Genomic DNA, 22,919 nt, shown 5'->3' on the forward strand with positions numbered 1-22,919 from the left:
AGCGCGCGGAGCCCGTCTTCCTCGGGGCCGTCCGGCGTCCGGCGTCCGTCGACCGGGCCGCTGCCGGAGGCCGGCGCGTGGCCGGTGAAGCGGCGGCCGTCGAGCGGGGAACCCCGCCCGGCGGGGACGGTCAGGTTTCGTCCGTGGAGGTGGGGGCGTTCGGTGCGGGTGGGCGGGGGGTGAGCCAGCGGTCGGGGGTGGCGGTGCGGCGGCCCAGGCGGGAGCGGTCGGCCTGTCGGGCGACCTCATCGGCCGCGTAGGCCGCGTCCTGGAGCCGGGCGGTCGCCGTGCCGTTCGCGCCCTGGTCGACATGGATGGAGGCCAGGCCGAGCCGCTGTTCCCAGGGCCCCTGGGTGAGGCGGACGCTCTGCACCTTGGCGTGCGGCACCAGCGTGTGCACCCGCCGCAGCCGCCCGGCGCGGGCGACGAAGACGGCGTCCGTCACGCCGTGGCCGTAGCCGACCCGCCATACCGGCACCGCCCAACGGGCCCGCCGGGGCGCCGTGGTGACCTGGGCCAGGGTCTCGTCGAGGCGCACATCGGGCAGGATGCGGCCGAGGAGTTCGACCGCGGTGGCGCGGGTGGCGACGGGGAGCAGCAGCCCGCGTTCGTTGCCCTCGCCGGCCACGTCCAGCTCCACGCGGAGCCAGCCCCTGGGCCGCCAGAGCAGTGGTTCGACGATCCGCACCGCCTGGACCCGGCCGGGCGGAACGGTGGCGTGGTCGCGCTGCAGCAGCCCGTGGTCCAGGCGCAGCCCGTCGGGGGACTCGCTGACCGTCCAGCCGTACTGGGTGAGGAACGCGCCCAGCGAGCCGCGCCAGATCGCGGCCAGCAGCGGGACCAGTACCGCGAGGGCGGGGAAGACGCTGGCGGTGGCCAGCCAGATCAGCGGGGTGATGACCAGGGCGGCCAGCAGCGCGCCCCAGCCGACGCCAAGCAGCGCCAGCGACCAGCCGAGCATCCGCGCGTCGACCTGGTGGAGCTGATGGGCCGGCGCCTCGCCCGCGCCGGGGGCGGCCTCGGGTGCGATGCCGGCGGCCCGGGCGAGCAGTTCGGCGCGCAGGTCGGCGGCCTCGCCCTCGTCGAGGAAGGCCAGCTCGTCGGCCGATCCCGAGCCGACCACGTCCATCTTCAGCTTGGCGACGCCGAACGCCCTGGCCAGCAGGGGGCGGGAGATGTCGATGGCCTGGATGCGGTCCAGCCGCAGATGGGCGGTGCGGCGGAACAACAGCCCGGTGCGGATGCGGAGTTCGGTGTCGGTGACCAGATAGCGGGTGACCCGCCAGGAGAGGTACCCGTAGGCGGTGGCGCCCAGCACCAGCACCGCGACCCCGAGCAGCAGCCAGCCGAGGCCGTCGCCCTGGGCCTGGTCGCGCACCTCGGACGCGTTCTGCAGGGCCACCGCGAAGAGCCCGGCCACCGGCGCCCAGGCCCGCCGCCAGGGGGTGAGCGGATGGAGCCGCTTGCCCCGCCCGGCGGGAATCTCGGCGGAAGTCTCGGTGGAAACCTCGGCGGGAGACTCCGTGGCCTGCCCCTCGGCCCGTTCCGGCTCCTCGTTCATCCTGTTCTCCCGGCCGTGCATCCGGGCCGTCACAGCCCGGCCGAACGGGCTTCGCCGAGTTCGGTCAGGCGGTCGCGGAGGCGTTCCGCCTCGGCCGGGGAGAGCCCGGGGATGGTGGCGTCGGTTGCCGCGGCGGCGGTGTGCAGTTGCAGCCGCGCCAGGCCGAACTTCCGTTCGAGCGGCCCCGAGGTGACCTCGACCAGCTGCATCCGGCCATAGGGCACCACCGTCAACTGACGCCAGAGGACACCCCGGTTGATCAGCAGATCGTCGTCCCGTTCCAGATAGCGCCAGGAGCGCCAGTTGCGGCCGAGCGCCCACCAGCCCCAGCCGGCGCCGGCCAGCGGTGGCACCGCGAGCAGCGCCCACAGGGGCGCGCCGAGCAGCGTGGGCAGCAGCACCGCGGCCACCGCCAGCGGCCCGAGCCAGCAGACCAGCAGCAGCCGCCGCAGCGACAGCACCCCAGGATCGATGGGGCGCCAGCGGTCCGCCGCGTCGGACCGCCCGTCCGGCCCGGGCCCGCGCGCAACCGTGTCCATACCCGAAGCTTAGAACGCCGGGCCGAAAGCCGGTCGGCGATCACGGAGGGTGATGGATGGCTCCCGGGTCAAGACGACCGCGCGGCCGAGGTGACAGACTGACCGGCATGGCTGACACGGCTCATCGGGGTGGCGCGGCGGCATCCGCGGGCGGCACCGACACCACGGTCGGCATCGGCGGCGCGGCCGAGAGCACCGACATGGTGCTCAATATCGGTCCCCAACACCCGTCCACCCACGGTGTGTTGCGGCTGCGGCTGGTGTTGGACGGCGAGCGGATCTCGCAGGCCGAGCCGGTTGTCGGCTATATGCACCGGGGCGCGGAGAAGCTGTTCGAGGTCCGCGACTACCGGCAGATCATCGTGTTGGCCAACCGGCACGACTGGCTCTCCGCCTTCGCCAACGAACTCGGGGTGGTGCTGGCCGTCGAGCGGATGCTGGGCATGGAGGTGCCCGAACGCGCCGTCTGGCTGCGCACCCTGCTGGCCGAGCTGAACCGGGTGCTCAACCATCTGATGTTCCTCGGCTCCTACCCGCTCGAACTGGGCGGACTGACCCCGATCTTCTACTCCTTCACCGAGCGGGAGAGCATCCAGCGGGTGATGGAGGAGGTGTCGGGCGGCCGGATGCACTACATGTTCAACCGGGTCGGCGGCCTCAAGGAGGAGCTGCCCGCCGGCTGGCAGGGCCGCACCCGCGAGGCCGTCCGCGCGGTCGGCGCCGGCCTGACCCGGCTGGACGAACTGGTGTCGGGCAACGAGGTGTTCCGCGCCCGCACCAGGGGCGTCGGGGTGCTGCGCCCCGAGGTGGCGCACGCGTACGGGGTGACCGGGCCGATCGCCAGGGCCAGCGGCGTCGACTTCGACCTGCGCCGGGACGAGCCCTACCTCGCCTACGGCGAGTTGGCCGACACGCTGCGGGTGGCCACCCGGCGGGAGGGCGACTGCCTGGCCCGCTTCGAGGTGCTGCTCGACCAGACGCGCAACTCCCTGGAACTGGCCGAAGCCTGCCTGGACCGGCTGGCCGAACTGCCGCCGGGGCCCGTCAACCAGCGCCTGCCCAAGGTGCTGAAGGCGCCGGAGGGCGCGACCTACGCCTGGACGGAGAACCCACTGGGCGTCAACGGCTACTACCTGGTCTCCAAGGGCGAGAAGACCCCGCACCGGCTGAAGCTCCGCTCCGCCTCGTTCAACAACATCCAGGCGCTCAGCGAACTGCTGCCCGGTACCCTGGTCGCCGACATGGTGGCCATCCTCGGCTCCTTCTTCTTCGTTGTCGGCGACATCGACAAGTAGCCCACGGCGAGGGTCCGTTCAGTCGGTCGACTCACCCGGCCAGTGAATGTCCACGCCGACCGGGCACAGCAGCCAGTGGAAGCCGCCGAGCCCCGCCGGATCGGTGAGTTCGGCCGCCTCGCCGGCGTCCCGCAGCGCGCGCAGATAGCCGGCCGGATCGCGGCTCGCCAGCTCGTACGGCGGCCGTGCGCCGCGCACCCCCAGCGCGTGCAGCGCCGCCCGCTGGGTCAGCGTCCTGGCCCCCGGCCCGGCGCAGGAGTCCGAGGCGAGATGGGCGGTGAGATCCATCGAGCCGTCCGGCACCGGCGCCACAGCGCGCCCCGCGCGATAGCCGGTGAGGGTGCCGGACACCGGCCGCTCCGCCCGGAGATGGGCGTAGTCGACGGCCACCGCCAGCCCCCCGGCCAGGCCGCCGACCGCCGCCGCCCAGGCCAGATCCCGGGGCAGGCCGATCTCCGCCCGCTCGCCCGGCCGGCCGGCCAGCGGCCACCACCGCGCCAACCACGCCGCGTCCGCGCCCTCGACCGGCCCGGCCAACCGTTCCGTTCCGTCCGGCGCCACCTCGACCAGCCGGGGCACGCCGTCCTCGTCGGTCTCCGCCACCTCCAACGGCACGTTGTCCAGCCACTCGTTGGCGAAGAGCAGCCCGACCACGCCGGCCGGCGGCTCGGCCCGCCACTCGATCCGGGGATCGAGACCGGCCGGCCTGGGCGCGCGTTCCACCGCGAACGGACGTAGCCGCGCCGCCAGTTCGGGTGCCGTGCGGGCGAGCACCCCGGTCAGCAACTCGCCGCGGCCCGCGCCCAGATCGACCAGCGCCAGCTCGGCCGGCGCGTCCAGCGCCTCGTCGACCCGGCGCAACAGCCGCGCCACCGCCTCGGCGAAGAGCGGCGAGGCATGCACCGAGGTACGGAAGTGCGCCGCCGGGCGCTCCCGGAGATAGAAGCCCCCGGGCCCGTAGAGCGCGCGCTCCATCGCCGCGCGCCAGCCGAGGAACACGGGCTCCGTCCGCATGGGATCTCCTGTCGTCGTGGGGTCGTCGTGCTCGGGCCCGTCCACCTTGAGGAGTAGTTGAGCGCTGGATGTATCGGTCGTCGGGTTGACTCCCCGGCCCGATGTAGTGGCTACTCTGGGTGAAGTGAACCGGCTCTATGACTTTCTCCGCCGTCACCCCCTCTGGGTCGACGGCTGCTGGGCGTTTGTGCTGGTGATCAGCTCCATCCTCGTCGTCGCCGAGCCGAGCTACGAGGGGCCGGAGGTGGGTGGCCTGATCGCCACGCTGCTGCTCGGCGTCGTGATCATGCTCCGCCGCCGTTGGCCTGCCCATATGCTCGTGCTCGCCATCGTCACCGGGCTCTTCCAGGTCGCGGCGGACATCACCCCGCTCCCGGCCGACTTCGCACTGCTGGTGATCACCTTCACGGTGGCCGCCAGGCCCGAGCGCTGGCCGTCCCGGATGGGGCTGGTGATGTCCGTGGCGGCGCCGGCCCTGAACGCGATCCGGTGGCCGCCGGCGGAGGGCGGCACGCTGTTCAACCGCGTGATCTCCGCCATTTTCGTCGGTGTCGCCTTCTGCCTCGCCTGGGTGCTGGGCGATTCGCTGCGCACCCGCCGCGCCTACTACGCGGAGCTGGAGGAGCGCGCCGCCCGGCTCGAACTGGAGCGGGAGACCCAGGCGCGGATGGCCGTCGCCGCCGAACGCGCCAGGATCGCGCGGGAGTTGCACGATGTGGTGGCGCACAACGTCTCCGTGATGGTGGTCCAGGCCGACGGCGCGGCCTATGTGCTCGACAGCGCCCCCGAGCAGACGTTGAACGCGCTCAAGACCATCTCCGGCACCGGCCGGCAGGCGCTCACCGAGATGCGCCGGCTGCTGGGCGTGCTGCGCACCGAGGAGAGCCAGGTCGGCGCGCAGGACTACGTTCCCCAGCCGGGCGTCGAGCAGCTGTCCGATCTGGTCGACCAGGTGCGGGACACGGGGCTGCCGGTCGAGTTCCGGATAGCGGGCACGCCGAGGCCGCTGCCCAGCGGCGTCGAGTTGACCGCCTACCGCATCGTGCAGGAGGCGCTGACCAACACCCGCAAGCACGGCGGCCCCGACGCCGGCGCCACGGTCACCCTGGAGTACGGCGGCGAATCGCTCACGGTGCTCGCCGAGGACGACGGGCGCGGCGCCCAGCAGGAGCTGTACGAGGGGCGCGGCGCCGACGGCCAGGGCCATGGTCTGATCGGGATGCGGGAGCGGGTCGGCATGGTCAACGGCCTGCTGGTCGCCGGCCCCCGCCCCGGGGGCGGCTTCCGCATCAGCGCCACCCTGCCGCTGTCCGGCGGCGACTGAGCGCGGCCGGCGTCCGCTACGCCATGACCACCGAGGGGGAGAGCCAAGATGCCGATCCGTGTGATGCTCGTCGACGACCAGGCCCTGCTGCGCACCGGCTTCAAGATGGTGCTGAGCGCGCAGCCCGACATCACCGTGGCCGCCGAGGCGGGCGACGGCGTCGAGGCCCTGGAACGGCTCGCCACCACCGAGATCGACGTGGTGCTGATGGATGTCCGGATGCCCAGGATGGACGGCGTCGAGGCCACCCAACGGATCTGCCAGGGCGGCGCCGGCGGCCCCGGCGACCCTCGGGTGCTGATCCTCACCACCTTCGACCTCGACGAGTACGCCTTCTCCGGGCTCCAGTCCGGCGCCTCCGGGTTCCTGCTGAAGGACGTCCCGCCGGACGAGCTGCTGGCCGCGATCCGCTCCGTGCACAGCGGTGACGCGGTGGTGGCGCCCTCCACCACCCGCCGGCTGCTCGATCGGTTCGCCAGCCTGATGCCGGGCCCCGAGGTCAGGAACCGCCCCGAGCTGGATCTGCTCACCGACCGCGAACGGGAGGTGCTGCTGCTGATCGCGCAGGGCCTCTCCAACGGGGAGATCGCCGCGCGGCTCTTCGTCTCGGAGGCCACCGTCAAGACCCACGTGGGCCGGGTGCTGGCCAAGTTGCGGCTCCGGGACCGGGTGCAGGCCGTGGTTCTGGCCTACGAGAGCGGCCTGGTGCGGGCCACCGGGCAGCACGGCTCGGGGGGCGGCAGGCGGGCGCCGTAGCATGAGGGGGACGTCCGGTACCGGGTCGGTCGGACCGGAACGCCCGATAAGGGAGAGAACCAAACGGTGAACGCCGCCTCAGCGCCCCGTAACGTCGAGGCGCACGACCGTCCGGCGCGGCTGCGCGTCGGCGTGGTCGGCGCCGGACGCGTCGGCCCGGTGCTGGCCGCCGCGCTGCGGCTGGCCGGGCACCAGCCGGTGGCCGCCTCCGGCGTCTCGGACAGCTCGCGGCGCCGCGCCGAGGCGCTGCTGCCCGGCGTGCCGCTGCTGCCGCCCGACCAGGTGCTGGCCGCCTCCGATCTGGTGCTGCTGACCGTCCCCGACGACACGCTGCCCACGCTGGTCGCGGGCCTCGCCGAGACGGGCGCGATCCGCCCCGGACAGCTGCTGGTGCACACCTCGGGCCGCTACGGCACCCGGGTGCTGGACCCCGCGCTGCGCGCCGGCGCGCTGCCGCTGGCGCTGCATCCGGTGCTGACGTTCACCGGCTCCCCGGTCGATGTGCAGCGGCTGGCCGGTTGCTCGTTCGGCGTCACGGCCCCGGTCGAACTGCGCATGGCCGCCGAGGCGTTGGTGATCGAGATGGGTGGCGAGCCGGAGTGGATCGAGGAGTCCGACCGCCCGCTCTACCACGCCGCGCTCGCCATGGGCGCCAACTATCTGGTCACGCTGGTCGCCCAGTCCCTCCAGGTGCTGCGCACCGCCGGCGTCGCGGCGCCCGACCGGATGCTCGGCCCGCTGCTCGGCGCCGCCCTGGACAACGCGCTGCGCTCCGGCGACACCGCGCTCACCGGGCCTGTGGCCAGGGGCGACGCCGGCACGGTCGCCGCGCATCTGGCGGAGCTGCGCGCGCACGCCCCCGACACCCTGGCCAGCTATCTGGCGCTGGCCCGCACCACGGCCGACCGCGCCCTGGACAGCGGGCTGCTCAAGCCCGAGCTGGCCGAGGCGCTGCTGGGCGTGCTGGCCGCCGGCGGCGAGGCCGGCGGCACCGCATCGAACGGTTCGGACGGAGCTGAGGGATGACCCTGACCGTGGCGCGTCGCGCCGAGGAGCTGTACGCGCACTACACGCGCGGGGCCGAGCGCGCCGTGGTGATGACGCTCGGCGCCCTGCACGAGGGGCACGCGGCCAATATCAGGGCCGCCAGGGAGCGCGTCGGACCCGGCGGGCAGATCGTCGTCACGGTCTATGTGAACCCGCTCCAGTTCGGCGCCGGCGAGGACTTCGAGCGCTATCCGCGCACCCTGGAGGCCGACGCCAGGCTCGCCGAGGACGCCGGCGCCGATCTGCTGTTCGCCCCCACCGACGCCGAGATGTACCCGGACGGCCGCCCGTCCGTCACCCTGGCGGCCGGCCCGCTGGGCGAGCGGCTTGAGGGCGCCTCCCGGCCGGGCCACTTCGACGGCATGCTCACCGTCGTCGCCAAGCTGCTCCATCTCACCCGCGCCGACTACGCCACCTTCGGCCGGAAGGACGCCCAGCAACTGGCCCTGGTGCGGCGGATGGTGCGCGATCTGAACTTCCCGGTGGAGATCGTCCCGGTGCCGACCCTCCGCGATCCGGACGGCCTGGCCCGTTCCAGCCGCAACCGCTATCTCTCCCCGGCGGAGCGCGACACCGCGCTGGCGCTCTCCCGCGCGCTCTTCGCCGCCGCCGAACAGCCGGACGCGCCCGGCGCGCGCGCCGCCGCGCGCGCCGTCCTCGACAAGGCGGCCGGCGGCGACCCCCCGCTCGCCCTCGACTATCTGGCGCTGCTCGACCCGGCCACCCTGGACGAGGCGCCGGACGCACACACCGGCGAGGCGCTGCTCGCCGTCGCCGCCCGGGTCGGCACCACCCGGCTGATCGACAACGTCACCCTGACCCTGGGCGGCCGGGCATGAGCCGCGACGAGGCGCTGCCGCCCGCCATAGCCGGGCCGCTGCCGGCGCCCGAGCCCGGCTGGGCCGTCGAGGCGGACGTGGTGGTGATCGGCTCCGGCGTCGCCGGGCTCACCGCCGCGCTGCGCTGCGCCGCCGGCGGCCTGCGCACCGTGATCGTCACCAAGGCCCGCCTCGACGACGGCTCGACGCGCTGGGCGCAGGGCGGCATCGCCGCCGCGCTCGGCGAGGGCGACACCCCCGAGCAGCACCTGGCCGACACCCTGGTCGCCGGCGCCGGGCTCTGCGACGAACGCGCGGTCGGCGCCCTGGTCACCGAGGGCCCGGACGCGGTCCGCCGGCTGATCGCGCTCGGCGCCACCTTCGACACCGAAGGGGACGGCGCCCTCGCGCTGACCCGCGAGGGCGGCCACCACCGGCGGCGGATCGCGCACGCCGGCGGCGACGCCACCGGCGCCGAGATCTCCCGCGCGCTGCTCGCCGCGGTGCGCGCCGCCGGCATCGAGACCGTGCAGAACGCCCTGGCGCTCGACCTGCTGAAGGACGCCGATGGCCACGCCGCCGGCGTCACGCTCCATGTGATGGGCGAGGGCCGGCACGACGGCGTCGGCGCGGTCCGTGCGGACGCCGTCGTGCTGGCCACCGGCGGCATGGGGCAGATCTTCTCGGCCACCACCAACCCGGCCGTCTCCACCGGCGACGGAGTCGCCCTGGCGCTGCGCGCCGGCGCCGAGGTCTCCGATCTTGAGTTCGTCCAGTTCCATCCGACGGTGCTCTATCTCGGCCCGGGCGCGGAGGGGCAACAGCCGCTGATCTCCGAGGCGGTGCGCGGCGAGGGCGCCCATCTGGTGGACGCGGCCGGCGAGCGCTTCATGCTCGGCCAACACGAACTGGCCGAGCTGGCGCCCCGCGACATCGTGGCCAAGGCGATCACCCGCCGCATGCGCGAGCAGGGCACCGACCACATGTATCTGGACGCGCGGCACTTCGGCGCGGACATGTGGGAGCGCAGGTTCCCCACCATCCTGGCCGCCTGCCGCTCGCACGGCATCGACCCGGTGACGGAGCCGGTGCCGATCGCCCCGGCCGCCCACTACGCCTCCGGCGGGGTGCGCACCGACCTCGCCGGGCGGACCACCGTGCCGGGGCTCTACGCCTGCGGCGAGACGGCCTGCACCGGGGTACACGGCGCCAACCGGCTGGCCTCCAACTCGCTTCTTGAGGGGCTGGTTTTCGCGGAACGCATCGCGGAACGAATCGCCGAGCGCATCGCGGAGCGCATCGCGGAACGAAGCGCCGCACGCGTCGCCGGAAGCGTCGCCGCCGCCCCCGAGCGCTCGGCGGCCGGCCCTCGTGGCCTCGACGGGCTGACCGTTCCCCGTCCGCTGCCCGGCGTCGGGCTGCCGCCGCCCGAGGCGCGGCTCGCCATCCAGCGCGCGATGACCTCGGGCGCCGGCGTGCTGCGCTCGGCCGACAGCCTCGCCGAGGCCGCCAGAACGCTGGACGCCCTGGCGGAAGATGATGACCGGAAGCCGGCGGAGCCGGGCACGGACACCTGGGAGACGGCTAACCTGCATCTGGTCGCCCGGGTTCTGGTCAGCGCGGCCCAGCGCCGCGCGGAGACGCGCGGCTGCCACTGGCGCGAGGACCACCCCGAGCGGAACGATGCGGCCTGGCGACGCCATCTGGTCGCCGCGCTGCGCACCGGAGCCGCGGGCCCTGCCCTCGCGGTCCACACCACCGACACGACCGGGTTCCCTGACGGCCCGGTCGTTCCCTAGGAGAGCTTCAGTCGTGACCAGCAGCCCCCGACCCCCCGGCCCCCCGCAGGTAGAGCTGAACCTGCTGCCCATCGGCAGCCGCCCCGAGGCGGACGAGCCGGTCGGCGGCTGTGGCTCGGGATGCGGCTGCGGCGCCGGGCACGACGCCGAGGGCCCCGACCGGTTCGACCCCCTGGAATGCGGCCTCGACCCCGGTCTGGCCGCGCTGCTCGAAGCGGCGGGTCTCGACCCGATCCGGGTGGAGGACATCGCCCACCTCGCGATCGAGGAGGACCTGGACGGCGGCGTCGATCTGACCACCGTCGCCACCATCCCCGAGTCCGCCGTCGCCACCGGCGACTTCACCGCCCGGCAGGCCGGCACGGTGGCCGGACTGCATATCGCCGAGGCGGTGCTCTCGGTGGTCTGCGCCGACGAGTTCGAGGTGGAACGGCATGTCGCCGACGGCGACCGGGTCGAGGCCGGCCAGGTGCTGCTCTCCGTCACCGGCCGCACCCGGGACCTGCTGACCGGCGAACGGTCCGCGCTCAACCTGCTCTGCCGGCTCTCCGGCATCGCCACCGCCACCAGGGCCTGGGCCGACGCCCTGGCCGGCACCGGGGCCCGCGTCCGGGACACCCGCAAGACCACGGCCGGGCTGCGGATGCTGGAGAAGTACGCGGTGCGCTGCGGCGGCGGCGTCAACCACCGGATGTCGCTCTCCGACGCCGCGTTGATCAAGGACAACCACGTGGTCGCCGCCGGCGGCGTCGCCGAGGCGTTCCGTCGGGTGCGGGAGGAGTTCCCGGGGGTGCCCGTCGAGGTCGAGGTGGACCACCTGGACCAGATCGAGCCGGTTCTCGCCGAGGGCGCCGATCTGCTCCTGCTGGACAACTTCAACCCTGAGGAGACGGCCGAGGCGGTGGCCCTGGTCGCCGGCCGGGCCGATCTCGAATCCTCGGGCCGGCTCAGCCTGGACGTGGCGGCCGAGTACGCGGCGACCGGGGTGAACTACCTCGCGGTGGGCGCGCTCACCCATTCGGCGCCGATCCTGGACATCGGCCTCGACCTCCGCTCCGAGGGGCGCTCCTGACATGCTGCTCACCATCGACGTCGGCAACACCCACACCGTCCTCGGCCTCTTCGACGGCGAGGAGATCGTCGAACACTGGCGCATCTCGACGGACGCCCGCCGCACCGCCGACGAGCTGGCGGTGCTGCTCCAGGGCCTGATGGGGATGCACCCGCTGCTCGGCGAGGAGCTGGGCGACGGCATCGACGGCATCGCCATCTGCTCCACGGTGCCCTCGGTCCTGCACGAGCTGCGCGAGGTCACCAGGCGCTACTACGGCGACATCCCCGCCGTGCTGGTGGAGCCGGGCGTGAAGACGGGGGTGCCGATCCTCACCGACAACCCCAAGGAGGTCGGCGCCGACCGGATCATCAACGCCGTGGCGGCCGTCGAGCTGTACGGCGGCCCCTGCATCGTGGTCGACTTCGGCACCGCGACCACCTATGACGCGGTCTCCGCGCGCGGCGAGTACGCCGGCGGCGCCATCGCCCCCGGCATCGAGATCTCCGTCGAGGCGCTGGGCCTGCGCGGCGCCCAGCTGCACAAGGTGGAGCTGGCCAGGCCCCGCCATGTGATCGGCAAGAACACCGTGGAGTCCATGCAGTCCGGCATCCTCTACGGCTTCGCCGGCCAGGTCGACGGCATGGTGGAACGCATGTCCAGGGAGCTGGCCGACGATCCGGACGATGTGACGGTGATCGCCACCGGCGGGGTGGCCCCGCTGGTGCTCCGCGAGTCCACGGTGATCGACGAGCACGAGCCCTGGCTCACCCTGATCGGCCTCCGCATGGTCTACGAGCGCAACGTCTCCCGACTCTGAACCACCCGGGACCGCCCGGGAGGGAACACGCCGCCGACGGCCAATCAGTCGCGATTGTCTGTTTAGTACTTAAAGTCGGTTTATGGCTACGTCTCAGGCTTCTTCCCCGACCCCGGGCGGCGACGGGGACGACAACGGTGAGCAGCGGTCGCGTCGTTCGCAGGCCCAGCGCCCGGTGCCGACTCCGGCGGACGTCTTCCCGCCACGCCGCAAGCGCCCGACGCCGCCGCCGACGGACCCGGGTGCCCCCCAGGGGGACGAGTCGGCCGGCGGGGCGGCGGAGCGACCCACGGGGGGCGAAGAGGAGGAGTGACGAGAGAGCGGCGGCGGGCGGTCGGTAGGCTGGCTCACCCGAGCAGCCCCAAGGAGGCCGATTCCCGTGGACTACATCGCCGCGCTCTTCGCGCCCACGGTGATGGCCGTCGCCTTTGTCTTCCTGATCGTGACCATCGTCAGGAGTCAGGGCGGCGCCAACAAGTACAAGGAGGACGCCGCGGTGGACGCGGCACTGGCCTCCGTCAACACCACGAACTCCGTTGACCCGACGGCCAGGGCCGCCGATTCCACCGCCCGCCGGGAGGCCGCCGAGGGCTGATCCGACCGGCCGAAGCGCCCGATCGGCCCGAAGGAAACGTCCGTTTTATCCCTGCGGGACTATTGTTCTTCCTGTGCCTCGGCCATTGGGAGACCTGGAAGACGCGGTGATGACCCGCGTGTGGGAGTGGAACCGCCCGGTCACGGTGCGGGAAGTTCTCGAAGATCTGCGACAGGACCGTTCGATCGCCTATACGACCGTGATGACGGTTCTGGACAACCTGCATCAGAAGGGCTGGGTGCGCCGCGAGCAGGAGGGGCGCGCCTATCGCTATGAGGCGATCTCCACTCGCGCTGCGTACTCGGCAGCTTTGATGAATGACGCGTGGTCAGAGAGCGACAACCCGGCCGCGGCTCTCGTCGCTTTCTTCGGGATGATGTCCCCCGAGCAGACCGCATCATTGCGCGGCGCCCTCCGGGTCGTGGATGTCGCCGGAGTTCGGGTGACCGCCCCCGAAGAGGAAGACCAACCGCCACAGCGATAACCTCGCCGCTGTGTCGGAAACCCCAACGGAAGTCACTGTCCGCCGCGCCAGGACTACGGACGTCGCGACCGTGCGCCGGCTGATCGACGCCTACTCGCGCCAGCGCATCCTGCTCGACAAGGCGACGGTCACCCTTTACGAGGACATTCAGGAGTTCTGGGTGGCCGAGCGCGACGAGGACGCGGAAGTCGTGGCCTGCGGAGCGCTGCATGTGATGTGGGAAGATCTGGCCGAGGTGCGCACTCTCGCGGTCGCCCCGACCCTCAAGGGGCAGGGTGTGGGCCACCTGGTGCTGGAGAAGTTGCTCGGGACCGCCCGCTGGCTCGGGGTCCGTCGAATTTTCTGCCTGACCTTCGAAGTCGAGTTCTTCGCCCGCCACGGGTTCATCGAGATCGGTGACGCGCCCGTTGACGGCGATGTCTACAGTGAGCTGCTGCGTTCCAATGACGAGGGCGTCGCCGAGTTCCTGGGACTGGAACGGGTGAAGCCCAACACATTGGGTAACAGCCGCATGCTGTTGCATCTCTGATTCATGTGACCGAGCGGCGGTTATGTCCGAATCGTCCCACCTCGTCTTAAGGGGTGACCCCAGTAATCCTGGCCCGGGGTTTGTGTTTTCCCGGCAATGACGGTTTGATTACTTGCGCAGTACCCCTAATGGTATTCGGAACTATGAAAGAGGAGTAGCCCGGTGGCACAGAAGGTTCAGGTCCTTCTCCTCGATGACCTCAGCGGTGGCGAGGCTGACGAGACAGTTACGTTCGCCCTGGATGGCAAGACTTACGAGATCGACCTCAACTCCGAAAACGCCGACAAGTTGCGCGATGCGCTTGAGCCCTATGTGAAGGCTGGTCGGCGTGCCGGCAGTGGCCGCGCCGCTCGGGGCCGTGGTCGGGCGGCCGTGGCGGGCGCGACCGCCGGTGGCGCCACCCAGGACACCGCGAAAATCCGCGCTTGGGCCAAGGAGAACGGATACGACGTCAATGACAGGGGCCGCGTTCCCGCGAACATCCGCGAGGCGTACGAGAAGGCCGGCGTCTGAGTCGCGTCGTTATCGAACGGCCTTTCAGTCAGCCGTGGCGGTCCACGGCCTGGGTGAGGGTCCCTGTACGGGGGGTCGCGCTTTCCGGGCGGCCCCCCGAGGCATGTCCCCACCACCCGCCGGGTAGCCCCACCGCCCGCCCGGCGGCCTCCTCCCCGACCCCTCCCCGACCTCGTCCCCGGCCTCTTCGGAGGCCGGTCACGCCTCGTCGGCGTGCCGCCGCTCAGGGTGTTCGCGTTCGCCTGTAGCGGATGTTCGGGACCAGTCCCGCATGGAGTGTCAGCCTTGGGGGGTAGGAAGTCCCTAATGGATGAGGGGGCGGTGGTTGTGGGTTCGTGGCTGGTATTCCCGGGGGCGTTCGCCGACGGCGTAGTCATCCGGGGCGCCATCCCTTGGCCTGCGGGAACATCGTCTCGCACTATCGGGTTGGAGCTGTTGTCGCCTGTTCGGGGCACGGAGCCGGGGACAGGGGCCACTGTCGGAATGAGCGGTCCCCCGTTGCGGGACTAAGCTGCGGAAGGACAGGGAGGGGACCGACCCCTTTACTGCCTGACCGCTCTGAGGAGCGATTAACGATGTTCGAGAGGTTCACCGACCGCGCGCGGCGGGTTGTCGTCCTGGCTCAGGAAGAAGCCCGGATGCTCAACCACAACTACATCGGCACCGAGCACATCCTTCTGGGCCTGATCCACGAGGGTGAGGGTGTCGCCGCTAAGGCCCTGGAGAGCCTCGGGATCTCGCTTGAGGCGGTCCGCCAGCAGGTGGAGGAGATCATCGGGCAGGGCCAGCAGGCGCCGTCCGGGCACATCCCCTTCACCCCCCGGGCCAAGAAGGTGCTGGAGCTTTCGCTCCGCGAGGCACTCCAGCTCGGCCACAACTACATCGGCACCGAGCACATCCTGCTCGGCCTGATCCGCGAGGGCGAGGGCGTCGCCGCCCAGGTCCTGGTGAAGCTCGGCGCCGACCTCAACCGGGTGCGGCAGCAGGTGATCCAGCTGCTCTCCGGTTACTCGGGCGGCAAGGAGGCGGCCACCGCCGGAGCCCCGGCCGAGGGCACGCCGTCCACCTCCCTGGTGCTCGACCAGTTCGGCCGGAACCTCACCCAGGCCGCTCGGGAGACCAAGCTCGACCCGGTGATCGGGCGCGAGAAGGAGATCGAGCGGGTCATGCAGGTGCTGTCCCGCCGCACCAAGAACAACCCGGTGCTGATCGGCGAGCCCGGCGTCGGCAAGACGGCCGTCGTCGAGGGCCTGGCCCAGGCGATCGTCAAGGGCGAGGTGCCCGAGACGCTCAAGGACAAGCACCTCTACACCCTGGACCTCGGCGCCCTGGTCGCCGGCTCCCGGTACCGCGGTGACTTCGAGGAGCGCCTGAAGAAGGTCCTCAAGGAGATCCGCACCCGCGGCGACATCATCCTGTTCATCGACGAGCTGCACACCCTGGTCGGCGCCGGCGCCGCCGAGGGCGCCATCGACGCCGCCAGCATCCTCAAGCCGATGCTGGCCCGTGGCGAGCTGCAGACCATCGGTGCCACCACGCTGGACGAGTACCGCAAGTACCTGGAGAAGGACGCGGCCCTCGAACGCCGCTTCCAGCCGATCCAGGTCGCGGAGCCCTCGCTGCCGCACACCATCGAGATCCTGAAGGGCCTGCGGGACCGCTACGAGGCGCACCACCGCGTCTCCATCACGGACTCGGCCCTGGTCGCCGCGGCCCAGCTGGCGGACCGCTACATCTCGGACCGCTTCCTGCCCGACAAGGCGATCGACCTGATCGACGAGGCCGGCTCGCGGATGCGCATCCGCCGGATGACGGCCCCGCCGGACCTGCGCGAGTTCGACGAGAAGATCGCGAACGTGCGCCGGGAGAAGGAGTCCGCGATCGACTCGCAGGACTTCGAGAAGGCCGCCTCGTTGCGGGACAACGAGAAGCAGCTGCTCACCGCCAAGGCGCAGCGCGAGAAGGAGTGGAAGTCCGGCGACATGGACGTCGTCGCCGAGGTGGACGAGGACCTGATCGCCGAGGTTCTGGCCGCCTCCACGGGCATCCCGGTCTTCAAGCTGACCGAGGAGGAGTCCTCGCGACTGCTGCGCATGGAGGACGAGCTGCACAAGCGCGTCATCGGCCAGCAGGACGCCATCAAGGCCCTCTCCCAGGCCATCCGCCGCACCAGGGCGGGCCTGAAGGACCCCAAGCGCCCCGGTGGCTCGTTCATCTTCGCCGGCCCGTCCGGCGTGGGTAAGACGGAGCTGTCCAAGACGCTGGCGGAGTTCCTGTTCGGCGACGAGGACGCGCTGATCTCCCTCGACATGTCGGAGTTCGGCGAGAAGCACACGGTCTCCCGGCTCTTCGGCTCCCCGCCCGGATACGTGGGGTACGAGGAGGGCGGCCAGCTCACCGAGAAGGTGCGCCGCAAGCCGTTCTCCGTGGTCCTCTTCGACGAGGTCGAGAAGGCCCACCCGGACATCTTCAACTCGCTGTTGCAGATCCTGGAGGACGGTCGGCTGACCGACTCCCAGGGCCGGGTGGTGGACTTCAAGAACACCGTCATCATCATGACCACCAACCTCGGTACCCGGGACATCTCCAAGGGCTTCAACCTCGGGTTCGCGGTGGCCGGCGATGTCGCCACCGGGTACGAGCGGATGAAGGCCAAGGTCAACGACGAGCTGAAGCAGCACTTCCGCCCGGAGTTCCTGAACCGTGTCGATGACACCGTGGTCTTCCACCAGCTCACCCAGACGGACATCATCAAGATCGTCGATCTGATGATCGCCCAGGTGGACGAGCGCCTGAAGGACCGCGACATGGCGATCGAGCTGAGCACGGACGCCAAGGAGCACCTGGCCAAGCGCGGCTACGACCCGGTGCTGGGCGCCCGCCCGCTGCGGCGCACCATCCAGCGCGATATCGAGGACGTGCTCTCGGAGAAGATCCTCTTCGGCGAGCTGCGCCCCGGGCACATCGTGGTGGTGGGCACCGAGGGCGAGGGCAAGGACCGGAAGTTCACCTTCCGGGGTGAGGAGAAGTCCTCGCTGCCCGACGCCCCGCCGGTGGAGCAGGCGGCCAAGGGCGGCCCCAAGCTCACCAAGGACTGAGCCGGGCCGCTTTCCGGAGCGGACAACGCACGGGCGCCCCGTGACCCTCGGGTCACGGGGCGCCCGCGTGCGTCCGCCCGGCTGGGGTCCGCTCGCCGTGCGGACGCGGGCGGGGGCGCTCACGATGGAGACAGCGACGCCCAGCGAGCTTTCGGAGGTGCGGGGCCATGCGGCACGAGATGCGCGCCGAGTACCAGGAGACGGAGGGCGAGCAGGCCCAGCCCTGGCCGGTGAAGACCTGGCACATGGTGCGGGACGGCGAGACGGGCGCCATGTGCGGCCGGGAGCTGCGGCCCGATGCCAGGACCCTCTCCGACGACAACTGGGGCCGCACCCCCGAGCCGTTCTGCCACACCTGTGGGGCGCTCTATCTGCGCGAGGTGCCCTGAGCCCGCGCACCGCCGGGACCGACTGTCAGTGCCCTGCGGCAGACTGCCCGCATGGAAGACAAGCTGGCCGTCACGGGCCCGGACGGGCTGGCCCGCTGTCCCTGGGGCGTGGCTCCCGAGGACTACCGGGTCTATCACGACGAGGAGTGGGGCCGCCCCGTGCGCGGCGATGACGCGCTGTTCGAGCGGCTGTCCCTGGAGGCGTTCCAGTCGGGTCTTTCCTGGCTGACGATCCTGCGCCGCCGCGAGGGCTTCAGAGCCGCCTTCGCCGGCTTCTCGATCGCCGAGGTCGCCCGCTTCACGGAGGCGGACGCCGCCCGGCTCCTCGCCGATCCCGGGATCATCCGCAACCGCCTCAAGATCCAGGCCACGCTGGCGAACGCGGCGGTGATCGCCGACTGGGCCGATGGCGAGCTGACGGAGCTGATCTGGTCGTTCGCCCCCGATCCGGTCGGCAGGCCGGTGCCCCGTGGCACGGCGGACATCCCGGCCGTCACACCCGAGTCGACCGCCCTGGCCAAGGAGCTGAAGCGGCGCGGCATCCGATTTGTCGGCCCCACCACGGCCTATGCGCTGATGCAGGCGTGCGGCCTGGTCGACGACCATCTGGCCGACTGCCATGTCAGACGAACCTGACTGGGGTTGGTGGATCGGCGCCGCCCGTACGGTGGCCGAGGTGTTGTCCGCCGGTCCGCTCTACGACGAGCCGGCGCGGGCCGACTGGGCGGAACGGTTTCTGGCCTCGTCGGGGCATCATCTGCTGCTGGCGTATGCCGAGGGCGCCGACGGGCCGGTCGGGATGGTCTCGGGCGTCGAGATGACGCACCCCGACAAGGGCACCGAGATGTTCCTCTACGAGCTGGCCGTGGCGCCCGCGCACCGCCGGCGCGGGGTGGGGCGTGGCCTGGTGGAGGCGCTGGCCGGGCTGGCGCGCGAGCGGGGCTGCCACGGGATGTGGGTGGGGGTGGACACGGACAACGAGCCGGCCCTGGCGACCTACCGTTCGGCCGGCGGCAGCTCCGAGGGGCCCTGCACGGTGGTGAGCTGGTCGCTGGGCGGTCCGTCCGCCGCGTCCTGAGCGGCCAGCACCTCGGGGCCGTGCCGATGGGCCCAGTCGCCGACCGCGTCGAGCGCGGGCAGCAGGCCGCGCCCCAGCGCGGTCAGCCGGTAGTCGACCCGGGGCGGCGCCTCGGCGAACCGTTCACGGGCCACCAGCCCGTCGCGTTCCAGCCGGCGCAGCGTCTCGTGCAGCACCTTGCCGCTGATGCCGCCGATCCGCCGGCGCAGTTCGGCGGGGCGGCGCGGTCCGTCGCGCAGTGCCCACACCAGCACCCCGCTCCAGGTGTTTCCCAGCAGGTCGAACGCCAGCCTGGCCGGGCAGTCCGCCATGAAGTCGGGCATCGGACCCCTCCCTCCGTCCCAGGGTGTCACTCCGACGGTTACCGCGCGGTGCCCATCGGGCTGCCTAGTCTCGTCGAGTCCGACCCGGAACGTGCGAAGGAGCTGGATCGACCGTGGACATCGGGGTGTTGGGGGCCGGCCGGATGGCCGAGGCGTTGGGGAGCCACTGGGCGCGGGCCGGGCATCGGCTGCTGGTGAGCGGGCGCGATCCGGGGCGGGCGGCGGCGCTGGCCGCCCGGCTGGGGCCGGCGGCGCGGGCCGGTGACTTCGCCGAGGCCGCGGCGTTCGGCGAGGTGGTGCTGTTGGCGATCCGCGCCGAGGGCGCGTTGGACGTGCTGGCGGCGGCCGGCGCCGCCCGGGGCGCGCTGGCCGGGCGGATCCTGATCGACTGCGTCAACGAGGTGGCGCCCGGCTTTGTGCCGGCCTCGGACGGGGGCCCCTCGATGGCCGCCCGCGTCGCCGGGGCGGCGCCGGGGGCCCGGGTGGTGAAGGGCTTCAACCTCTGCCACGAGGACGTCTGGCGGATGACCCCGCCGGTCTTCGACGGGGTCCCGCTGGCGGTCCCGCTCTGCGGGGACGATCCGGCGGCGCTGGAGACGGTCCGCCGGCTGGTCCGCGATCTCGGCTGTGTCCCCCAGGTCGGCGGCGGCCTGGCCAGGGCCGGGCTGTTGGAGGCGACGGCCGCGCTGGTGATCGGCCTGTGGGTGGGCGCGGGCGAGGACGCCAGGGCGATGCTGCCGCCGCTGAGCCATGCCGCCGGCCCACCCGCCGGCGCGCACAGCGCCCCGGGGGCCGCTCGGGATCAGTCGGCGCCCGGCAGCCGGTAGCGGCCGTCGGGCAGGCGCTCGGCCAGACCGTCGCTGAGCAGCCCGCCCAGCGCCCTGGCCCGCTGCTCCTGGTCGTGCCAGACCCGGTCGAGCACCGCGCGGGGCACCGGCGTCGCCGACTCGCGGAGCACGGCCAGCAGCTTGCCGCGTACCTGCCGGTCGGTGCCCACATAGGTCTGGCCCCGGCGGGGCGCGCCCTGGTGCGCCGGGGATCCGGCGCGCCGCCAGGCGCACAGCTCCGCGATGGGGCAGCGGCCGCACTCGGGGGAGCGCGCGGTGCAGAGCAGCGCGCCCAGCTCCATGGTGGCCGCCGCCCAACGGGCCGCCGTGGTCGGTTCGTCGGGCAGCAGCATCCGGGCCAGCTTGCGTTCGGCCGCGGTGGTGGCGTTGGGCGGGTACTCGGTCCCGGTGACCGCCCGGGCGAAGACCCGTCGCACATTGGTGTCGAGCACCGCGTGCCGTTGCTGGTAGGCGAACGAGGCCACGGCCGCCGCCGTGTACTCGCCGACGCCCGGCAGCGCCAGCAGCTGGTGGTGGTCGGTCGGCACCTCGCCGCCATGACGTTCCGCTATGGCGGCGGCGGCCCCGTGGAGGCGCAGAGCCCGCCTGGGGTAGCCGAGCCGGCCCCAGGCGCGGACCGCCTCGCCGGCCGCCTCGGCGGCCAGGTCGGCGGGGCGTGGCCAGCGTTTCAGCCACTCCTCGTAGACCGGCAGCACCCGGCTGACCGGGGTCTGCTGAAGCATGAACTCACTGACCATGACGCCCCAGGCGCCGGCCTCGGGCCGTCGCCAGGGCAGGTCACGGGCGTTGTGGTGGAACCACTCGATCACCGGCGTGTGGAGGGCCAGGGGGTCCGTTTCCGGAGCCGCTTCGCCCGGCGCTGTCTCAGTCGCAGTCGTCGCAGTCATGGCAAGGGCGATCCTGGCATGGCCGGGGCACGGCACAAAGCGGACGGTGCTTCGCGCGTGTTGATACCCAACGGTGTCCTCGCAAGTCGAGGTCGGGCATTCGGGTGTGTCCGAAGTCTCGTAAGGTTTCCGCGTGGGATCACTGCGAACTCCGGTCGGCCCGTTGCCCTCCGCCATCTACTGGCGCCGTAGGGGCGTTGTGCTGTTGCTGGTCGCCGTGGTGGCGCTGCTCGTCTTCTGGGCCATACGTTCCACCGGTGGGGACAGCGACAACACGGCCGGTCAGGACGACGGCAAGGGCCCGGCGGAGTCGATCACCCCGGGGCCCACTCCCTCCGAGTCCCTGATCGAGGAGCGCCCCGGCGGCCGGGAGGAGAACGGCGGCGGGGACGGTGACGAGACCGGCGACGCGGACGGGGGCGAGGACGGCGGCGCGGAGGGGGACGGCGACGGCGAGTCGGGCGACGCGGGGAACGGCGAGGACGTCGAGGGTGGCTCCGGCAGCACCGACGGCGGCGCCTCCGGCGGCGCGGGCGGCGATCCCGCGGGCCTGCCGGCCTGTGATCCCGGCGCGGTGACCCTCTCGCTGAGCAGCGACGCCAACGACTACGCCCCCGGGCAGCGCCCCGAACTGCGGCTGACCGCGCAGAACGGCGGCGACTCCGCCTGCCGAGTCGACTTCGGCCACCAGACGTTGACCCTGACCGTGGTGGACGACCAGGACAACCAGGTGTTCTCGTCCGCCGAGTGCCCCGACACGGCCGCCAGCCGGCCCACCGCCGTGCCGGCGGGCGGCACCGCCGACCACACCGTCACCTGGGACCTGCGCCACTCCGTCGCCGACTGCGAAGCCGAGCCGGGACCCGCCGCCGAGCCCGGCACCTACCTGGCGATGGCCGAGCTCGCCGGCTACCCGGTGGCGCAGACCCCGTTCCGGCTGGAGGCCGACTAGGACTTGTCCGGGCCGGCACCGGCACCGGGCCGCGCCCGGGCATCGGGCGCCGCCGCTCAGACGTAGCGTTCGAGGATGGAGGACTCGGCCAGGCGGGAAAGGCCCTCGCGTACCGAGCGGGCCCTGGTCTCGCCGACGCCGTCCACCGCCTGGAGATCGTCCACGCTGGCGGCCAACAGCTTCTGCAGGCCGCCGAAGTGGTCCACCAGGCGGTCGATGACCAGGCCGGGCAGCCGGGGGATCTTCGCCAACAGCCGGAAGCCGCGCGGCGAGACCGCCGTGTCCAGCGACTCGGGGGCGACGCTGTACCCCAGGGCCCGGGCCACCAGCGGCAGTTCCAGCAGCTCGGCATGGCCGAGGGAGTCCAGCTCGGTGAGCGCGGTGCCGACCTTGCGGGAGCGCTTCCCGCCGGCCTCCGGGAGGTAGTCCCGCACGATCAGCTGGCGTTCGGGCTCCACGCCGGCGATCAGCTCGTCCAACTGGAGCGACAGCAGCCGACCGTCCGTGCCCAACTCCACGACGTACTCGGCGATTTCGACGGCGATCCGGCGGACCATCTCCAGCCGTTGCGCCACCGCGGCCACATCCCGCACCGTGACCAGGTCCTCGATCTCCAGCGCGGAGAGCGTGCCCGCCACCTCGTCGAGCCGCAGCTTGTACCGCTCCAGCGTGGCGAGCGCCTGGTTGGCCCGGGACAGAATGGCGCCCGAATCCTCCAACACCCGCCGCTGGCCGTCCAGATAGAGCGCGATCAGCCGCATCGACTGGCTGACGGAGACCACCGGGAACCCCGTCTGGATGGAGACCCGCTGGGCCGTGCGGTGCCGGGTGCCCGTCTCCTCGGTGGGGATGCTGGGATCGGGCACCAGCTGCACGCCGGCCCGGACGATGCGGGAGATGTCGCGGTCGACGATCACCGCGCCGTCCAGCTTGCACAGCTCGCGCAGCCGGGTGGCGGTGAACTCGACGTCCAGCACGAAGCCGCCCGTGCAGAGCGATTCGACGGTGCGGTCGACGCCCAGCACGATCAGCCCGCCGGTGTTGCCCCGCAGGATGCGCTCCAGGCCGTCACGGAGCTGGGTGCCAGGGGCGACCGCGCTCAGCGCGGCGCGCAGCAGACCGTCCGTGCCCGAGCCACTCCCGGCCCTGCCGGGATTCGCCGGCCGGTCGCTGGCTGCCATGCAATCCTCCGGGGGGAC

The 22,919-nt window shown here is 72.5% G+C and carries 25 protein-coding genes; 19 read left to right on the top strand and 6 right to left on the bottom strand.

Going from position 1 to position 22,919, the window contains the following annotated elements; all coding sequences use genetic code 11:
- Window positions 1–130: 130 nt before the first annotated feature.
- Complete coding sequence (locus tag AOM46_RS13945; protein WP_062210910.1) at window positions 131–1,561, bottom strand: PH domain-containing protein; 1,431 nt, start codon at window positions 1,559–1,561, stop codon at window positions 131–133.
- A 29-nt stretch (window positions 1,562–1,590) separates the two neighbouring features.
- Window positions 1,591–2,100 (bottom strand): PH domain-containing protein, encoded by a 510-nt coding sequence (locus AOM46_RS13950; RefSeq protein ID WP_062210509.1) that lies wholly within the window; start codon window positions 2,098–2,100, stop codon window positions 1,591–1,593.
- Between the two features lie 107 nt (window positions 2,101–2,207).
- Here AOM46_RS13950 and AOM46_RS13955 point away from each other — a divergent pair, with 107 nt between their 5' ends.
- Complete coding sequence (locus AOM46_RS13955; protein WP_062210512.1) at window positions 2,208–3,395, top strand: NADH-quinone oxidoreductase subunit D; 1,188 nt, start codon at window positions 2,208–2,210, stop codon at window positions 3,393–3,395.
- 18 nt (window positions 3,396–3,413) lie between these two features.
- On the opposite strand, the gene AOM46_RS13960 is transcribed toward AOM46_RS13955, so the two are convergent.
- A complete protein-coding gene (locus AOM46_RS13960) occupies window positions 3,414–4,409 on the bottom strand; it encodes an SAM-dependent methyltransferase (RefSeq protein WP_062210514.1) in 996 nt (331 codons plus the stop codon).
- 124 nt (window positions 4,410–4,533) lie between these two features.
- Between AOM46_RS13960 and AOM46_RS13965 the strand changes: the two genes are divergently transcribed.
- The 16 genes from AOM46_RS13965 to AOM46_RS14035 all read left to right on the top strand — a co-directional run bounded on the left by AOM46_RS13965 (window position 4,534) and on the right by AOM46_RS14035 (window position 18,710).
- The gene (locus AOM46_RS13965) at window positions 4,534–5,733 is read left to right on the top strand and encodes a sensor histidine kinase (RefSeq protein ID WP_062210518.1); all 1,200 of its coding nucleotides are present in this window, start codon (window positions 4,534–4,536) and stop codon (window positions 5,731–5,733) included.
- 48 nt (window positions 5,734–5,781) lie between these two features.
- Window positions 5,782–6,489, top strand: a complete 708-nt coding sequence (locus tag AOM46_RS13970; protein WP_062210524.1) for a response regulator transcription factor — start codon at window positions 5,782–5,784, stop codon at window positions 6,487–6,489.
- Window positions 6,490–6,555: 66 nt separating this feature from the next.
- Window positions 6,556–7,515 (top strand): Rossmann-like and DUF2520 domain-containing protein, encoded by a 960-nt coding sequence (locus AOM46_RS13975; RefSeq protein WP_062210526.1) that lies wholly within the window; start codon window positions 6,556–6,558, stop codon window positions 7,513–7,515.
- Window positions 7,512–8,375, top strand: coding sequence for a pantoate--beta-alanine ligase (gene panC / locus AOM46_RS13980; RefSeq protein ID WP_062210530.1), 864 nt, complete (start codon window positions 7,512–7,514; stop codon window positions 8,373–8,375). Before AOM46_RS13975 ends, panC begins: the two co-directional genes overlap by 4 nt.
- A complete protein-coding gene (locus AOM46_RS13985) occupies window positions 8,372–10,153 on the top strand; it encodes an L-aspartate oxidase (protein WP_062210533.1) in 1,782 nt (593 codons plus the stop codon). Before panC ends, AOM46_RS13985 begins: the two co-directional genes overlap by 4 nt.
- Window positions 10,154–10,208: 55 nt before the next feature.
- A complete protein-coding gene (gene nadC / locus AOM46_RS13990) occupies window positions 10,209–11,225 on the top strand; it encodes a carboxylating nicotinate-nucleotide diphosphorylase (protein WP_234313780.1) in 1,017 nt (338 codons plus the stop codon).
- Window position 11,226: 1 nt separating this feature from the next.
- Complete coding sequence (locus AOM46_RS13995) at window positions 11,227–12,024, top strand: type III pantothenate kinase (RefSeq protein WP_062210539.1); 798 nt, start codon at window positions 11,227–11,229, stop codon at window positions 12,022–12,024.
- Between the two features lie 82 nt (window positions 12,025–12,106).
- Complete coding sequence (locus tag AOM46_RS34030) at window positions 12,107–12,337, top strand: hypothetical protein (protein ID WP_158920422.1); 231 nt, start codon at window positions 12,107–12,109, stop codon at window positions 12,335–12,337.
- A gap of 66 nt (window positions 12,338–12,403) precedes the next feature.
- Window positions 12,404–12,619 carry a hypothetical protein gene (locus AOM46_RS14000; RefSeq protein ID WP_062210543.1) on the top strand — a complete coding sequence of 72 codons (216 nt, stop codon included), beginning with the start codon at window positions 12,404–12,406 and terminating at the stop codon, window positions 12,617–12,619.
- A 73-nt stretch (window positions 12,620–12,692) separates the two neighbouring features.
- Window positions 12,693–13,103 (top strand): BlaI/MecI/CopY family transcriptional regulator, encoded by a 411-nt coding sequence (locus tag AOM46_RS14005; RefSeq protein ID WP_078856786.1) that lies wholly within the window; start codon window positions 12,693–12,695, stop codon window positions 13,101–13,103.
- A 10-nt stretch (window positions 13,104–13,113) separates the two neighbouring features.
- A complete protein-coding gene (locus AOM46_RS14010; RefSeq protein ID WP_078856787.1) occupies window positions 13,114–13,632 on the top strand; it encodes an amino-acid N-acetyltransferase in 519 nt (172 codons plus the stop codon).
- A gap of 162 nt (window positions 13,633–13,794) precedes the next feature.
- Window positions 13,795–14,145, top strand: coding sequence for an Lsr2 family protein (locus AOM46_RS14015; RefSeq protein WP_062210549.1), 351 nt, complete (start codon window positions 13,795–13,797; stop codon window positions 14,143–14,145).
- A 575-nt stretch (window positions 14,146–14,720) separates the two neighbouring features.
- Window positions 14,721–17,243, top strand: a complete 2,523-nt coding sequence (locus AOM46_RS14020; protein WP_062210552.1) for an ATP-dependent Clp protease ATP-binding subunit — start codon at window positions 14,721–14,723, stop codon at window positions 17,241–17,243.
- A 167-nt stretch (window positions 17,244–17,410) separates the two neighbouring features.
- Window positions 17,411–17,632, top strand: a complete 222-nt coding sequence (locus tag AOM46_RS14025) for a hypothetical protein (protein ID WP_062210555.1) — start codon at window positions 17,411–17,413, stop codon at window positions 17,630–17,632.
- Between the two features lie 51 nt (window positions 17,633–17,683).
- Window positions 17,684–18,268 carry a DNA-3-methyladenine glycosylase I gene (locus tag AOM46_RS14030; RefSeq protein ID WP_062210557.1) on the top strand — a complete coding sequence of 195 codons (585 nt, stop codon included), beginning with the start codon at window positions 17,684–17,686 and terminating at the stop codon, window positions 18,266–18,268.
- Window positions 18,252–18,710 carry an N-acetyltransferase gene (locus AOM46_RS14035; RefSeq protein ID WP_062210560.1) on the top strand — a complete coding sequence of 153 codons (459 nt, stop codon included), beginning with the start codon at window positions 18,252–18,254 and terminating at the stop codon, window positions 18,708–18,710. Before AOM46_RS14030 ends, AOM46_RS14035 begins: the two co-directional genes overlap by 17 nt.
- On the opposite strand, the gene AOM46_RS14040 is transcribed toward AOM46_RS14035, so the two are convergent.
- A complete protein-coding gene (locus tag AOM46_RS14040) occupies window positions 18,629–19,033 on the bottom strand; it encodes a helix-turn-helix domain-containing protein (RefSeq protein WP_062210566.1) in 405 nt (134 codons plus the stop codon). The genes AOM46_RS14035 and AOM46_RS14040 overlap by 82 nt on opposite strands.
- A gap of 113 nt (window positions 19,034–19,146) precedes the next feature.
- Here AOM46_RS14040 and AOM46_RS14045 point away from each other — a divergent pair, with 113 nt between their 5' ends.
- Window positions 19,147–19,860, top strand: a complete 714-nt coding sequence (locus tag AOM46_RS14045) for an NADPH-dependent F420 reductase (RefSeq protein WP_062210570.1) — start codon at window positions 19,147–19,149, stop codon at window positions 19,858–19,860.
- On the opposite strand, the gene AOM46_RS14050 is transcribed toward AOM46_RS14045, so the two are convergent.
- Complete coding sequence (locus AOM46_RS14050; RefSeq protein WP_062210580.1) at window positions 19,836–20,768, bottom strand: A/G-specific adenine glycosylase; 933 nt, start codon at window positions 20,766–20,768, stop codon at window positions 19,836–19,838. The genes AOM46_RS14045 and AOM46_RS14050 overlap by 25 nt on opposite strands.
- A 133-nt stretch (window positions 20,769–20,901) precedes the next feature.
- Here AOM46_RS14050 and AOM46_RS14055 point away from each other — a divergent pair, with 133 nt between their 5' ends.
- A complete protein-coding gene (locus tag AOM46_RS14055; protein ID WP_158920424.1) occupies window positions 20,902–21,720 on the top strand; it encodes a hypothetical protein in 819 nt (272 codons plus the stop codon).
- Window positions 21,721–21,776: 56 nt separating this feature from the next.
- Here AOM46_RS14055 and disA read toward each other — a convergent pair whose 3' ends face one another.
- Window positions 21,777–22,901: a DNA integrity scanning diadenylate cyclase DisA gene (gene disA, locus AOM46_RS14060; protein ID WP_062210585.1), complete on the bottom strand. Its 1,125-nt coding sequence runs from the start codon at window positions 22,899–22,901 to the stop codon at window positions 21,777–21,779.
- Window positions 22,902–22,919 lie beyond the last annotated feature (18 nt).

It is taken from the genome of Streptomyces sp. NBRC 109706 (genome assembly GCF_000974485.1).
Taxonomy (GTDB): domain Bacteria; phylum Actinomycetota; class Actinomycetes; order Streptomycetales; family Streptomycetaceae; genus Streptomyces.

Excerpts from the sequence above, each read along its gene's own strand:
- AOM46_RS13985 (WP_062210533.1), top strand. The coding sequence starts at position 8,372 with ATGAGCCGCGACGAGGCGCTGCCGCCCGCCATAGCCGGGCCGCTGCCG.
- AOM46_RS13950 (WP_062210509.1), bottom strand. The coding sequence starts at position 2,100 with ATGGACACGGTTGCGCGCGGGCCCGGGCCGGACGGGCGGTCCGACGCG.
- AOM46_RS34030 (WP_158920422.1), top strand. The coding sequence starts at position 12,107 with ATGGCTACGTCTCAGGCTTCTTCCCCGACCCCGGGCGGCGACGGGGAC.
- AOM46_RS14030 (WP_062210557.1), top strand. The coding sequence starts at position 17,684 with ATGGAAGACAAGCTGGCCGTCACGGGCCCGGACGGGCTGGCCCGCTGT.
- AOM46_RS13970 (WP_062210524.1), top strand. The coding sequence starts at position 5,782 with ATGCCGATCCGTGTGATGCTCGTCGACGACCAGGCCCTGCTGCGCACC.
- AOM46_RS13945 (WP_062210910.1), bottom strand. The coding sequence starts at position 1,561 with ATGAACGAGGAGCCGGAACGGGCCGAGGGGCAGGCCACGGAGTCTCCC.
- AOM46_RS14035 (WP_062210560.1), top strand. The coding sequence starts at position 18,252 with ATGTCAGACGAACCTGACTGGGGTTGGTGGATCGGCGCCGCCCGTACG.
- disA (WP_062210585.1), bottom strand. The coding sequence starts at position 22,901 with ATGGCAGCCAGCGACCGGCCGGCGAATCCCGGCAGGGCCGGGAGTGGC.
- AOM46_RS14020 (WP_062210552.1), top strand. The coding sequence starts at position 14,721 with ATGTTCGAGAGGTTCACCGACCGCGCGCGGCGGGTTGTCGTCCTGGCT.
- AOM46_RS13960 (WP_062210514.1), bottom strand. The coding sequence starts at position 4,409 with ATGCGGACGGAGCCCGTGTTCCTCGGCTGGCGCGCGGCGATGGAGCGC.
- panC (WP_062210530.1), top strand. The coding sequence starts at position 7,512 with ATGACCCTGACCGTGGCGCGTCGCGCCGAGGAGCTGTACGCGCACTAC.
- AOM46_RS14025 (WP_062210555.1), top strand. The coding sequence starts at position 17,411 with ATGCGGCACGAGATGCGCGCCGAGTACCAGGAGACGGAGGGCGAGCAG.
- AOM46_RS13995 (WP_062210539.1), top strand. The coding sequence starts at position 11,227 with ATGCTGCTCACCATCGACGTCGGCAACACCCACACCGTCCTCGGCCTC.
- AOM46_RS14040 (WP_062210566.1), bottom strand. The coding sequence starts at position 19,033 with ATGCCCGACTTCATGGCGGACTGCCCGGCCAGGCTGGCGTTCGACCTG.
- AOM46_RS14050 (WP_062210580.1), bottom strand. The coding sequence starts at position 20,768 with ATGACTGCGACGACTGCGACTGAGACAGCGCCGGGCGAAGCGGCTCCG.
- AOM46_RS13955 (WP_062210512.1), top strand. The coding sequence starts at position 2,208 with ATGGCTGACACGGCTCATCGGGGTGGCGCGGCGGCATCCGCGGGCGGC.